Origin of the sequence: Musicola paradisiaca NCPPB 2511 (assembly GCF_000400505.1) — a bacterium.
Classification (GTDB): Bacteria; Pseudomonadota; Gammaproteobacteria; order Enterobacterales; family Enterobacteriaceae; genus Musicola; species Musicola paradisiaca.
Genome location: NZ_CM001857.1, coordinates 3,004,195 through 3,017,057, shown reverse-complemented (window position 1 = coordinate 3,017,057; position 12,863 = coordinate 3,004,195). Strand labels below are relative to the sequence as shown.

Below are 12,863 nucleotides of genomic sequence, written 5' to 3'. Positions count from 1 at the left end.
ATGGCAGGAAACAGTATTGGTCAGTTTTTCCGCGTCACCACTTTTGGTGAGTCCCATGGCATCGCCCTTGGCTGCGTGGTGGACGGCGTACCGCCGGGGATCGCGCTGACCGAGGCCGACTTGCAGCACGATCTGGATCGTCGCCGTCCGGGAACGTCCCGTTACACCACCCAGCGCCGCGAACCGGATCAGGTAAAAATTCTGTCCGGCGTGTTTGAGGGCGTAACCACGGGCACCAGCATCGGTTTATTGATTGAAAATACCGATCAGCGCTCGCAGGATTACAGCGCCATCAGGGATCTGTTCCGTCCAGGGCATGCGGATTACACCTACGAACAGAAATACGGTATCCGTGATTATCGGGGCGGGGGCCGTTCTTCTGCCCGTGAAACGGCGATGCGTGTGGCGGCGGGGGCGATCGCCAAAAAGTATCTGCAACAGCGCTTTGGGATCAACATCCGCGGCTATCTGGCCCAGATGGGCGACGTGGTCTGCGCATTGAAGGACTGGAATGCGGTAGAGCAGAATCCTTTTTTCAGCCCGGATCCGGACAAGCTGGAAGCGCTGGATGAACTGATGCGCGCACTGAAGAAAGAGGGCGACTCCATCGGTGCGAAAGTGACTGTGGTGGCCGAATCGGTGCCGGCAGGGCTCGGCGAACCGGTGTTTGATCGTCTGGATGCCGATCTGGCGCATGCGTTGATGAGTATCAATGCGGTAAAAGGCGTGGAAATTGGCGATGGGTTCGCCGTAGTGGGTAAGCGCGGCAGCGAGAACCGTGACGAAATCACGCCGGACGGTTTTGTGAGCAACCACGCGGGCGGCATTCTGGGCGGCATCAGCAGCGGCCAGACCATCACAGCGCATCTGGCGCTGAAACCGACCTCCAGCATTACCGTGCCGGGGCGTACCATTACCCGTGACGGACAGCCGACGGAAATGATCACCCGTGGTCGCCACGATCCCTGTGTCGGGATCCGGGCGGTGCCGATTGCCGAAGCCATGATGGCGATTGTGCTGATGGATCATGTACTGCGTCAGAGAGCGCAGTGTGGCGAAGTGGATTGCAAGGTGCCGCGCTGGTAATAACACGATGAATATGCGTTGGATTGGGATGGCGGCGCTGCTGTTGAGCAGCGTCGCATTGGCGAAAACCCCTTGGCAGGCGATAACCCAGCCGGTGGCGGGATCTCCACAGTCTATTGGCGCATTTGCCAATGGCTGCATTGTCGGGGCGCGGCCGCTGCCGTTGCAGGCCGGCGATTATCAGGTTATGCGCGTCGATCAGCGTCGTTATTTTGGGCACCCGGATCTGCTGGCATTTATTAATCGGCTCAGTAGCCAGGTACATCGCGCTACCGGCGGGACGGTACTGATCGGGGATATGGGCATGCCCGCCGGTGGTCGTTTCAGCAGCGGGCATGCCAGCCATCAATCGGGATTGGACGTGGATATCTGGCTGCAACTGCCGCGCCAACGCTGGAGCCAGCAGCAATTGCTGCAGCCGCAACCGCTCGACCTGGTCATGGCCGATGGCCGGCGCGTCAATCCGACGTTGTGGAGCCCGGATGTGATGGCGCTGGTGAAAACCGCGGCGCAGGATCGCGATGTGACCCGCATTTTCGTTAACCCGGCCATCAAAAAACAGCTGTGTCTGGATGCGGGCGCTGATCGTAACTGGCTACATAAGGTGCGTCCATGGTTCGCCCATCGCGCGCATATGCATGTGCGGCTGCGCTGCCCGGCGGACAGCCTGGAATGCCAGGAACAGGATACGCCGCCGGCGGGCGACGGCTGCGGCGCCGAGCTGGAAAGCTGGTTCAAGCCGCACCAGCCGGGCGCTGAAGCGCCGGGAAAAACCACGCCTCCTCCGTTACCCCCTTCCTGTCAAGCGCTGCTCGACAGGCATTTTGCTCCGGAATAAGTTATGGAATGGTTTGCTGTTGAGCCCAATATGTTGGGCATTCTGTTTGTCGTGAGCGTTGTGGCCGGTTTCATCGATTCTATCGCGGGCGGCGGCGGTCTGCTGGCGATCCCGGCGTTGCTGACCGCGGGGCTCTCCCCCGCGCAGGTGCTGGCCACCAATAAGTTGCAGGCGGTGGGTGGGTCATTTTCCGCCAGTTTGTATTTTATCCGTCGCAAGGCGGTGGACATGAAGCTGCTGACGCTGGCGGTACCGATGACGTTGATCGGCGCCATGTTCGGCGCCTGGCTCATCCAGCAGATTCACGCTGATTTTTTGCGTAAGTTATTGCCGGTGCTGGTTATCGGTATCGGGCTTTATTTTCTGCTGATGCCCAAAGTCGGGGATGAAGATCGCCATGCCCGCTTGTCGACCTTTACCTTTTCCTTGCTGGGGGCTGCTGCGTCGGTTTTTACGATGGCTTTTTTGGTCCGGGCGCGGGGTCTTTTTACGCGCTGGCCTATGTCACCCTGCTGGGGTTCAATCTGGCGAAGGCGACGGCGCATGCCAAGGTGCTCAACTTTACGTCTAACTTCGGCAGCCTGTTGTTTTTTGTACTAGGTGGCCAGGTGATATGGAGTATCGGGCTGGTGATGCTGGTCGGGCAGATTATCGGTGCTCGGTTGGGGGCCCGAATGGTGCTGACCAAAGGCCAGAAGCTGATTCGTCCTATGCTGGTGATCATGTCTGCGCTGATGAGCGTCAAACTGATCCACGATAATCACGGCGACGATATCGCCCGTTGGGTCGGGTATCTGTTCTCATGACCAGGCCGAATGCGATGCGCGATACACACCATTATGAACAGCTGATTGCTATTTTTAATCAGTGCTTTAGCGACGACTACCATACCCGGCTGGTCAAAGGTGACGACGAACCGATCTATCTTCCCGCCGATGAGCAGTCACCCTATCACCGCATTCTGTTCGCCCATGGTTTTTACGCCAGCGCGATGCATGAAATTTCCCACTGGTGCATCGCAGGGGCGGAGCGGCGCAAACTGGTGGATTTCGGGTACTGGTATTGCCCGGACGGGCGCGATGCGGTGACGCAGAGCCAGTTCGAGTCGGTAGAAATCAAGCCGCAGGCGCTGGAGTGGATGTTTTGCGTGGCGGCAGGCTTTCCCTTCAATGTCAGCTGCGACAATCTCAACGGCGACACCACCCCGGATCGCATTGCATTCCAGCGGCGGGTACACGCGCAGGTGATGATTTATCTGGCGCAGGGCGTTCCGACTCGCCCGGCGCGGTTTATTGAGGCGCTACGGGTGGGGTATCAGACGCCACCCTTGACGCCGGACGACTTTCCCTACCCGGCCGATCTCTGCTGAGGCGCCGGACGTTCGATAGTGAGGATATGTGATGATCGCAGAATTTGAAGCGCGCATTCTGACGCTGATAGACAACATGGTGGATCACGCCAGCGATGATGAATTGTTTGCCAGCGGTTATCTGCGCGGCCATCTGACGTTGGCGGTGGCCGACGCCGAGGCTGTCGGCGAGCAAACGGCCCAGGCGCTGAATGCCCGGGTACAAAGTAGCCTGGATAAAGCCATTCAGAACGGTGAATTGTCGCCGCCGGATCAGGTGCTGATTGCCCAGATGTGGGAAACGCTGTACCAGCAGGTGCAATGCTAATCATCCGTTCGAGCGCCTTCTGGTTTTGGGGGGAGTGTCCCGCCCCTGCGGCGGGCGCAATCTAGCTGAAATGTTCCTCTTTAGACAGGGTGCGAATATTGTTCAGCAGGTTTTCGAACAGGCGTAATGCAATACTAATGCTGTTGATATTGTAATAAAGCGCGGCGTCATGCTGTTGCAGGTAGCGCTCAAATGCCGGTTTATCGAGTATTTTTCTGATGGCCTGTTGCCGTAAGCGTAAATGGCGACAATTGTTGAGATAAAGCTCGAATGAACGGTAATCGCTGTTGAGCAGTTGTGCCAGTAAGGCGGTGATTTGCTCAAATTCGTCGATCAGTCGCGAATGGTTGTTCAGGTTCTCCCTCTTCTCGGTATCGTGGTTCATCGTGTTCTTTCCCTTTTGCTGCGGCCGGCCATTCGCCCGGATAGCGACAGATCACACCAGAGCATGCTCTGGTGTGATGCATGGTCAGGCGATTAGAAACTTTCCCAACTCGTTCCATTAGGCGTTACCGCACGATTTTTCGTCGGCAAGACAAGACGCGGCACCGGCGTGGATGAGGTCGCCGCTAACTCAGGCGCGGCATGATGGCCGACGCTAAACTGCCCAACCAACTGGTTTAATACCGTTGCCTGTTCTTGCAAGGATTGCGATGCGGCAGAGGCTTCTTCTACCAATGAGGCGTTCTGTTGAGTCACATCATCCATCTGATTAACCGCCTGATGAACCTGGTTGATTCCCTTGCTTTGCTCTTCGGTCGCGGCGGAGATTTCACTCATCAGGTCAGAGACTTGTTGAATCGCATCTTTCATGGCCGACATCTTTTTGCCGACATCGCCAGCCTGTTCGGCGCCGGTCAGGATCAACGCATTGGAGGTATCGATCAAATCTTTGATTTCACGCGCGGCCGTGGAGGAGCGCTGCGCCAGCGTGCGAACTTCCCCGGCGACGACGGCGAACCCACGCCCTTGTTCCCCTGCGCGTGCGGCTTCGACGGCGGCGTTCAATGCCAGGATATTGGTTTGAAACGCGATGCCTTCAATCAGCGCGATAATGTCGGTGATTTTACTGCCGCTGGTACGGATCTTATCCATGGTATCCAGCATCGTCGTAACCGAGTCGGCGCTACTGACCGATATCTGGCTGGCATTGCCTGCCAATATACTGGCTTGCTGGGTGTTCTCCGCATTCTGGCGTACCGTTTCGCTGATTTCCGTCATGCTGGCGGCGGTTTCTTCCAGCGATGCGGCCTGTTGCTCAGTACGGGAAGACAAGTCTTCATTACCGGCGGCGATTTGCGTTGCTGCGCTGCTAACCGATTGTGCAGAGGCGCTGACGGAGGCCAGGGTAGTGGCGACACGCTGCATCAGTGAGTTAAACGCCTGGGCAGTGATACCGATCTCATCCTTGCGCTGGTCGTTCGCTTTGAGCGTCAGATCCAGGGTTGTACTGGCGCTCTCCATGACGTGGCTCATGTTGCTCAGACTTTTTCGAATACCCAGGATCGTTCTTACCGCCAGGATGCTGGTCAGTAGTATGGCTAATAGCGCACCGCTTAACAGGCTAATCCAGCTCTGGTGGTAGATCCGTGTATTGGTCTGGCTCAGGTCATCGCCGATTTTGACATTCAAATCGAACTGCTTGCGGTAGGTGCTGAGCATGTTACGCACGGCCTCACCTACACCGCCGGTGCCTTGCAGCATATTGAGCGAGATCTCATCCTGATTGGCTTTAGCGGCAGCCAGAAAAGCGGGCAATGTCGACTGCAAGTTTTTGACATTGTCTATGGCCACTAAAGTCAGGTTTTTATCCTCCTCGCTAGAGATACTGTTCTTCATATAGTCGCTATTGAGCGATTTAATATCCTCGATAGTTTGGTTTATGCGTTGCTCAATATCGGGCAACTTACTGTCGTCCGGCGTGGTTTGGTAGCGATAGAGCAGAAGCACCAGGGTGTTACTTTTATCAACGACGGTGTTCAGATCCTTGATACTGCCTACAGCATTATCCTGCACATATTCGGCGCGAGACTGGAAACCGGATAAGAGCGACAGTGTAATCATCACCAGTGCAATGAGCGCCAGAGATAACAGCGAAAACGTTAATAGCAGGCGTTGCGTAATATTCATAACCTCTCCGTTTTATTTCTGTGATAGTCAGGCTGCAGGCGCACCGACGGATCGTTTTGCCCTGCCATGGGCTTATTCTTTAGGGCCGCGACACGACACACGACACGCTGCTGGCTGGGCAGCGGCTTTGCCTGGTCGCATATTTGACTCAGTCCAGGTGGGGGCCGTGTCGCTGTGTCATAAGGTTCGTCACGCGCCCTGATCCTTCGGTTCAGGGCGTTGCGGTGATGAAAACGCCAGAGTTTGTCCTGCAATCCGCACTTTCGGGGTATAGACCATGGTGTAAAGCGCGTGCTGAATCGTGATGTGTCGGCGCCGGGTAAGCCGCTAACTGCTCGTGATTCATTAGCCGTTATCGGCATGGGTATAGGTATCTTGATGATTTTGATCGAGAAAATCATTCAATCAATAATTTTTGATACCTTTTGAATATTGATACTGTGTTATCGATCGTCAAAAACGTTCGTAAATCTGACATTACTCAGCAAAAGAAACCGGTTTTTTTAGATAATAGGATGAAAAATCACATAAAATGTCAAAAATTATCCAAAATACGTATACTGTGTATGGGAATAAGTTTTGTCAGTGATTATTTATCGGCTGGGGTTCTAGGGCGGGGCTGATAGCTTCAGTGATCAGGCGCAGGCTGTCTGTCCCGTCAGGGCGACGACAGCCTGCTTACTGTGCTGGCGATTGATGCTATCGAGCGTGCGGATTTTTGCCTTTCAGCAATTTTCGCACCCAAAAACGATGCGGATGCAATGCCGCCAGCGTGTCTTTATCCAGCGGCAGCGGCTCGCCAACGATCTGCGACGCCAGCAGCTCCGCCGCCAGCGGCGCGGAGCACAACCCGCGGGAGCCCAGCGCGCCGATCATGAACAGCCCGTCATGCACCGGCGCCGGGGAATGTCCGTGCCATCGGCCAATTGCTGCGGCAAATCCTGGTAGTTGATCAACGTGCGTGCATAATCCGGCGCCGCGCCAACCAGCGGCAGGTGATCGCGGATGGCGCACCGCACACCGCTGCGCGCCTGGGCGTCGCTGATATCGACACTCTGCGGCCACTGGCTATCGGGCAGGCAATCGATCAGCCGCTGCCGGTTTTGCCGCTGGTCGTCGTCCCGATAGTCGGTACGTGTATCGCCGCGATGGTAGCTGGCGCCGATGCAATGGCGCTGGTGCGTCGGGCTGACCGGGGTGAGATAGCCGTCGTAGCACAGCACCTGACGCAGCGCGCCCAGTTCTTCCCCGGTCGGAACGTGGCTGACCTGGCCGCTCACAGCATACACCGGCACGTTTTGGGTTTGCGGCCAGTCGGCAAGCTGGTGCCCGTTGGCCAGAATCACCACGGCGTGCTCCGGCCGACGCCCATCGTCAAGACCGAGACGCCACCCCTTATCGGTGTGCTCCAGCGAATTGACCGTGGTTGCCATTTCCGCCTGTAGCCCTTGTCGTTTCGCCAGCTCCAACGCCGAGACCGTCAATTCGGCGGGGCACAGCCAACCGCCCTGTGGATAGGTCAGACCCCGGGTGGTCAGCGGAACGCCGGTGCGCGCCGTCATTGCGGTTGCATCGCCAGCCTGAACCAGTTCCTGAGGCCAGCCGCCCTGCAATATCTGGTCGATTTTACGCGCGCTTTTCTCGTCATAGGCAAGCTGGCTGACGCCGCACCAGTCGTGTTCAAACGTTGCGCCGGTCGCCGCCAGCGCGTCATAGCAACGGCGGGCATAACCGAACGCCAGCGCGAAAAAGCGGGACAGTGCGTCCTGCTGGTCGTTCAGCAAGGGATAGAGCGCGCCCTGACGATTGCCGGAAGCACCGGTTCCCACCTGAAGATCGGCGCAGTACAGGGTGACGCGCGCGCCGCGCCGCAACAACGCCAGTGCGCTCAGTACGGAGGCCACACCGCCGCCGATGATGGCGATATCGTCGGTGCGGGCGGCGGCAGGGCGGGTATACCACGGCGCGTCATCCGGCGCGGGGATCGCCGCCGGCAGCGTACCGCTCAGCATCTCTCGCTTCTGGCCGAATCCTTTGATTTTACTCACGTCGAAACCGGCCTGCTGCAATCCGCGCCGTACAAAACCCGCCGCAGTGAAGGTGGCGAACGTGCCCCCGGCCCGGCACAGACGGGCCATGGCGTTGAACAGGTTGTCCGTCCACATGTCCGGGTTTTTGGACGGCGCGAAACCATCCAAAAACCAGGCGTCGATGCGGTTCGTCAGGCTGTCGCTCAGTTGCGGTAGCAGATCGTTCACATCGCCGAACCACAAATCCAGCGTGATGCGGCCTTGCGCCAGAATCAGCCGGTGGCACCCCGGTACGGCGCTCGGCCATTGCTGTTGTAATGCCTGCGCATAAGACGCCAATTCCGGCCAGCGTTGATGGGCGGCGATCAGGTCGGCCTGGCGCAGCGGAAATTTTTCAAAGCTGATGAAATGCAGACGTTGCAACCCGGCGTTAGGTTGCTGTTGATGAAACTGCGCGAACGCCTGCCACAGCGTCAGAAAATTCAGCCCGGTGCCGAAGCCGGTTTCCGCGACGGTGAACAGCGCCTCGGTATGCCGGGCGAAGCGTAGCGGAAGGTCGTTTCCCTGTAGAAAGACGTAGCGGGTCTCCGCCAGACCGTCCTGATTGGAAAAATAGACGTCATCAAACTGTTGCGATACAGGTGTACCCTGAGCATTCCAACTCAGGTCGGCGTGCCGAATGGGGGGAGTGGTCACGGCAAATACTCATTATTCAAGCGGTGGCGCGATTTTAACGGCCAGCATAATAAGTCGCAAATTTGGGAAAAGTTCGTCTGATCGGACTTGTTCAGCTTACATCTGTAAGCTAGAGTGCTGTGCTAAATCCGAACACTAAGTGGAAGAGGTATTGAATGAAACGTGCGGTGATTACTGGTCTGGGTATCCTGTCCAGCATTGGTAATAACAAAGAGGAAGTGCTGGCCTCCCTGCGTGAGGGCCGTTCAGGCATTACTTTCTCCGAGGAACTGAAAGAATCCGGCATGCGTAGCCACGTGTGGGGCAATGTCAAGCTGGATACGGCCGGGCTGATCGAGCGTAAAGTTGTACGTTTCATGAGCGACGCTTCCATTTACGCTTATCTGAGCATGGAAGAAGCCATCAAGGATTCTGGCCTGTCGGAAGAGCAATACCAGCACAATCCGCGTGTTGGTTTGATCGCTGGTTCCGGCGGTTCTGCGCGTTCTCAGGTGTTTGGCGCTGATGCAATGCGCAGCCCGCGTGGTCTGAAAGCCGTTGGCCCTTACGTCGTGACCAAGGCGATGGGCTCTGCGGTTTCCGCCTGTCTGGCCACGCCGTTCAAAATTCAGGGCGTGAACTACTCCATCAGCTCCGCGTGCTCCACCTCTGCACATTGTATCGGTAATGCGGTTGAGCAGATTCAAATGGGCAAGCAGGACATCGTTTTCGCCGGCGGCGGCGAAGAGCTGTGCTGGGAACTGGCGTGCGAGTTCGATGCGATGGGCGCGCTGTCCACGAAATACAACGAAACGCCCGCTCGCGCTTCCCGTACCTATGACGCTGATCGCGACGGTTTCGTGATCGCCGGCGGCGGCGGGATGGTGGTGGTGGAAGAGCTGGAGCATGCGCTGGCGCGCGGCGCGCACATTTATGCCGAAGTGGTGGGCTACGGTGCGACGTCCGACGGCGCCGACATGGTGGCGCCATCCGGCGAAGGCGCGGTACGTTGCATGAAGCAGGCGCTGCAGGGTGTGGATACGCCGATCGATTACATCAATACGCACGGCACTTCAACGCCGGTTGGCGACGTGAAGGAACTGTGGGCGATTCGCCAGGTGTTCGGCGACAAGATTCCGCCGATTTCCGCCACCAAGGCGATGACCGGCCACTCGCTGGGCGCTGCCGGGGTACAGGAAGCGATCTACAGCTTGTTGATGCTGGAACACGGTTTTATCGCACCGAGCATCAATATCGACACGCTGGATGAACAGGCTCAGAACATGAACATCGTCACTGAGACCACCGAGCGTAAGCTGACGACGGTAATGTCCAACGGCTTCGGTTTCGGCGGCACCAACGCGGTGCTGGTGATGCGCAAATATCAGCAGTAATTCCTTTATGCCAGCATACCGGGGCGCTACCCCGGTATGTTCTCCGCTCTCGTCAGTGCTCTTTATTGTTCCCGATGGCGTTGATTCCCAGCCGTCAGACCACCTTATAGCAGTATCCACAACAGCAACACCGCCACCAGTGTCAGGATCAACGCCAGCCCCAGCGGTCGGTTGAAGAGCGGTCGCCAATCCGGCGGCAGGGCGAGAATAAGCGGATTGATGATCGGCTGAACGGGGACGGCGCTGCTTTCCTGCAACTGTTGCAAACGACGTCGATACAGAAAGGTGACGACCTCGCTGGCCTGAGTGGGGGTCAGCGGCGTTTGCGGCGCGGCGTTGAAACTGGTGCGCACAAAGTCCTGCAACAGTGATTGTTCCTGATGATCGGCGGGCTGCTTCAATGTGGTTAGCAAGGACAGCAACGTGGAGGTGGCGTGCTGCTGCAACAGCGCGGTCTGGGTTTGCAGGTATTGGCTCAGCGTCTGAAAATGCTGAGCCGGGATGGGCTGGCCGACGTCCAGTTTTTGCATCTCCAGCATAGTGCGCCAGACCTGCGCCGACGTCTCGCCGCTCAGCGCCACCAGCCGGGCGACCAGCTGATTCAGGCTGTTGTGTTCCGCTGCGGACAGCGGCCGCCCCGTCAGCAGCGCGATACCGGGCGATGTAACCCAGCAGATTGGCCGTGGCGGCGAGCTGAGTGGGCGTCAATGATGAGGTGGCGAGCGGGCCTGATGATGTCGGCGGCGATGGCTGTGCGGCAGCGGGCTGCCCGCCGGAAGGGGTCGGCATCCCCGGCTGTGGCAGTGTTGGGTTCTGGGGTGTCGCGACAGCTGTATTTGGGGACAACGTGCCGCTTTGCAACACATTGACCACCTGTTGTAGCTGGGACGGCGTCAGCGAACCCAGCGTGGTATGCCCGAACTGCTGTCGGATAAAGTTGCTGACCGCCTGACGGTTATTGCCCTGTTGCAGCAAGTTAGTCACCTGCTGCAACAATTGCCGGGTTTGCTGGGCGTCCTGCGCCGTCGTCAGTCGCGCCTGCAGAATCTGCGTGGCGGCGGTGAACTGGCTGGAGAGCAAATCGGTATTACCGCTCACCCCCAGGGAATAACGCAGCCCGGCCCAGACTTCGGCGGATTTCGCTCCGCTCTGGCCGGTTATCTGATTAACCAGTTTTTCCAGTACGGTGCGTTGCGCCGATGTCAGCGGCGTATCGCCGGTTGTCGAGGCGTCGCTGGTGGTCAACGCTGCGGTTTTCAGCGAGGCCATATCCGCTTTTAATGATGCGGCATCAACATTGTTGTTTCCTGACAATGAGGTATTGCCGGAATTGCCGACCGGTTGCATGGCTCACTCCTTACTGAACGCGGATGACGTGTCAGACGGTGACAGTCACGCCATCATAGCAATGGCGTTGTTTTACCGATAGTCGACACGACATGTCGTTTTGCGATGGCGAACGACGATGGCGAAGGACGGTCAGACGAGTCTCTGGGAGGATGCGCTTCGCCGTAGCGAAGCGCTGGGGGATCAGGCGCGGCGCCGGCGCCAGTATTTCATCAGCAGCGGCGCTGACAAGACCAGTACGGAGAGTATTAACAGGAACTTACTGATATTCCCTTCCCAGAGAATCGATAGATGGCCATTACTGATGGAGAGGGCGCGCCGCAGGTTCTGCTCCAGCATTTCACCGAGTACGAAGCCGAGAATCAGTGGCGACATGGGAAAATGCATTTTTCGCAGGATATAACCGAAAACGCCCAGCCCAACCATCAGCAGCAGATCAAAGGTGGTGCTGTGAACCGCATACACGCCGACAGCCGAGATCGCGGTGATAACCGGAACCAGTATCCACATGGGAATGGCGAGCATGCGGGTAAACACGCCGATCAGCGGTAAGTTGAGCAGTAACAACATCAGGTTGCCGATGAGCAATGCGGCAATTAACCCCCAGACGATATCCGGTTGTTCGGTAAACATGGCGGGGCCAGGGGTAATGTTGTAGAGCGTGAGCGCGCCAACCATGACCGCTGTTGTACCGGAACCGGGGATCCCGAGCGTTAACATCGGGATGAAAGAGCCGCAGGCTGAAGCATTGTTGGCGGCTTCCGGCGCGGCGACGCCGCGAATTTCTCCTTTACCAAACGCCTCGCTGTTGCCGCTGAGTTTTTTCTCCGTCATCCACGCCATTGCGCTGGCGATAGTGGCGCCGGCGCCGGGAAGAATGCCGACGAAAAAACCTAATAGCGACGAGCGCAGCGTGGCGCCGAGGCAGTGCAATCCTTCCTGCGCATTAAACAACATGCGTCCCGTTTTTTGATGACGTTTTGCCCGCTGCTGGTGTTTTCCAGTATCAGCAGGATTTCGCTGACGGAGAACAACCCGATAACGACGACGACAAACTGGATACCGTCGGAAAGGTGGATAATGTCGAATGTAAATCGATAAACGCCGGTGTTGGCATCGACACCGACGGTTGCCATGGCGAGCCCGATCAGCGCGGCTAAGAAGGACTTCAGCGGATTTTGGCTCATCATGCTGCCAAGGCAGGCGATGGCGAAAACCATCAGCGCGAAATATTCCGCCGGGCCGAAGGCGAGAGACCAGTTAGCCAGCAGCGGTGCAAATAGAATAATGCCCAGAATCGCGATGTTGGAACCGATGAACGAACTGACGGCGGAGATGGATAACGCCACGCCGGCTTTCCCCTGTTGCGCCATGGGATAGCCATCGAGTGCGGTCATGATGGCGCCTGCATCGCCTGGAACGTTCAGTAAGATGGAGGAAATGCGGCCGCCGTATTCGCAGCCGAGATAAACCGTCGCCAGCAGGATCAAGGCGGAATCAGCCGGCAGCTTCAGCGCAAAGGCCAGCGGCATCAGGATGGCTACGCCGTTAATCGGGCCTAAACCGGGCAGGAGACCAACAACGGTACCAATAAAACAGCCGATTAAGGCGATGGTCAGATTTCCCGGCGTCATGGCGACGGAAAATCCTTGCATGAGAAAAGACCAGGTTTCCATATTTCTCTCCT

Annotated in this window: 11 protein-coding genes and 3 pseudogenes; 9 read left to right on the top strand and 5 right to left on the bottom strand. The window is 57.5% G+C overall.

From position 1 onward, the window contains the following. From aroC to DPA2511_RS13300, 5 genes and pseudogenes are all read left to right on the top strand, one after another. A complete protein-coding gene (gene aroC, locus DPA2511_RS13320) occupies positions 1-1,086 on the top strand; it encodes a chorismate synthase (RefSeq protein WP_015854276.1) in 1,086 nt (361 codons plus the stop codon). A 7-nt stretch (positions 1,087-1,093) separates the two neighbouring features. After that, positions 1,094-1,924 (top strand): penicillin-insensitive murein endopeptidase, encoded by an 831-nt coding sequence (gene mepA / locus DPA2511_RS13315; protein ID WP_015854275.1) that lies wholly within the window; start codon positions 1,094-1,096, stop codon positions 1,922-1,924. Positions 1,925-1,927: 3 nt separating this feature from the next. After that, a pseudogene (locus DPA2511_RS21800) lies at positions 1,928-2,730 on the top strand (sulfite exporter TauE/SafE family protein). 14 nt (positions 2,731-2,744) lie between these two features. After that, the gene (locus DPA2511_RS13305; RefSeq protein WP_015854273.1) at positions 2,745-3,293 is read left to right on the top strand and encodes an elongation factor P hydroxylase; all 549 of its coding nucleotides are present in this window, start codon (positions 2,745-2,747) and stop codon (positions 3,291-3,293) included. Positions 3,294-3,324: 31 nt separating this feature from the next. Then, positions 3,325-3,600, top strand: a complete 276-nt coding sequence (locus tag DPA2511_RS13300) for a YfcL family protein (protein WP_015854272.1) — start codon at positions 3,325-3,327, stop codon at positions 3,598-3,600. A 61-nt stretch (positions 3,601-3,661) separates the two neighbouring features. Here the strand turns inward: DPA2511_RS13300 and DPA2511_RS13295 are convergent, their stop codons facing one another. Both DPA2511_RS13295 and DPA2511_RS13290 read right to left on the bottom strand, forming a co-directional pair. Continuing rightward, the gene (locus DPA2511_RS13295; RefSeq protein WP_015854271.1) at positions 3,662-3,985 is read right to left on the bottom strand and encodes a hypothetical protein; all 324 of its coding nucleotides are present in this window, start codon (positions 3,983-3,985) and stop codon (positions 3,662-3,664) included. A gap of 92 nt (positions 3,986-4,077) precedes the next feature. Next, positions 4,078-5,730 carry a methyl-accepting chemotaxis protein gene (locus DPA2511_RS13290; RefSeq protein WP_015854270.1) on the bottom strand — a complete coding sequence of 551 codons (1,653 nt, stop codon included), beginning with the start codon at positions 5,728-5,730 and terminating at the stop codon, positions 4,078-4,080. A gap of 291 nt (positions 5,731-6,021) precedes the next feature. Between DPA2511_RS13290 and DPA2511_RS23520 the strand changes: the two genes are divergently transcribed. Beyond that, entirely contained in the window at positions 6,022-6,159 is a 138-nt protein-coding gene (locus DPA2511_RS23520; RefSeq protein WP_153247106.1) for a hypothetical protein, read from the top strand. A 270-nt stretch (positions 6,160-6,429) separates the two neighbouring features. On the opposite strand, the pseudogene mnmC reads toward DPA2511_RS23520, so the two are convergent. Continuing rightward, a pseudogene (gene mnmC / locus DPA2511_RS21795) lies at positions 6,430-8,456 on the bottom strand (bifunctional tRNA (5-methylaminomethyl-2-thiouridine)(34)-methyltransferase MnmD/FAD-dependent 5-carboxymethylaminomethyl-2-thiouridine(34) oxidoreductase MnmC). A gap of 155 nt (positions 8,457-8,611) precedes the next feature. Here mnmC and fabB point away from each other — a divergent pair. Then, positions 8,612-9,829: a beta-ketoacyl-ACP synthase I gene (gene fabB, locus DPA2511_RS13280; protein WP_015854268.1), complete on the top strand. Its 1,218-nt coding sequence runs from the start codon at positions 8,612-8,614 to the stop codon at positions 9,827-9,829. Positions 9,830-9,933: 104 nt separating this feature from the next. Here fabB and DPA2511_RS23975 read toward each other — a convergent pair whose 3' ends face one another. Continuing rightward, positions 9,934-10,410, bottom strand: a complete 477-nt coding sequence (locus DPA2511_RS23975; protein WP_226376602.1) for a hypothetical protein — start codon at positions 10,408-10,410, stop codon at positions 9,934-9,936. A gap of 116 nt (positions 10,411-10,526) precedes the next feature. On the opposite strand from DPA2511_RS23975, the gene DPA2511_RS23970 reads away from it, so the two are divergent. Together DPA2511_RS23970 and DPA2511_RS23965 are read left to right on the top strand one after the other, a co-directional pair. Beyond that, on the top strand, positions 10,527-10,781 hold the full coding sequence (locus DPA2511_RS23970; RefSeq protein WP_226376601.1) for a hypothetical protein: 255 nt from the start codon (positions 10,527-10,529) through the stop codon (positions 10,779-10,781). Continuing rightward, on the top strand, positions 10,742-11,110 hold the full coding sequence (locus tag DPA2511_RS23965; protein WP_035049741.1) for a hypothetical protein: 369 nt from the start codon (positions 10,742-10,744) through the stop codon (positions 11,108-11,110). Before DPA2511_RS23970 ends, DPA2511_RS23965 begins: the two co-directional genes overlap by 40 nt. A gap of 249 nt (positions 11,111-11,359) precedes the next feature. Here the strand turns inward: DPA2511_RS23965 and DPA2511_RS21780 are convergent. Further along, positions 11,360-12,810: pseudogene (locus DPA2511_RS21780) on the bottom strand (tripartite tricarboxylate transporter permease). Between the last annotated feature and the right edge of the window lie 53 nt (positions 12,811-12,863).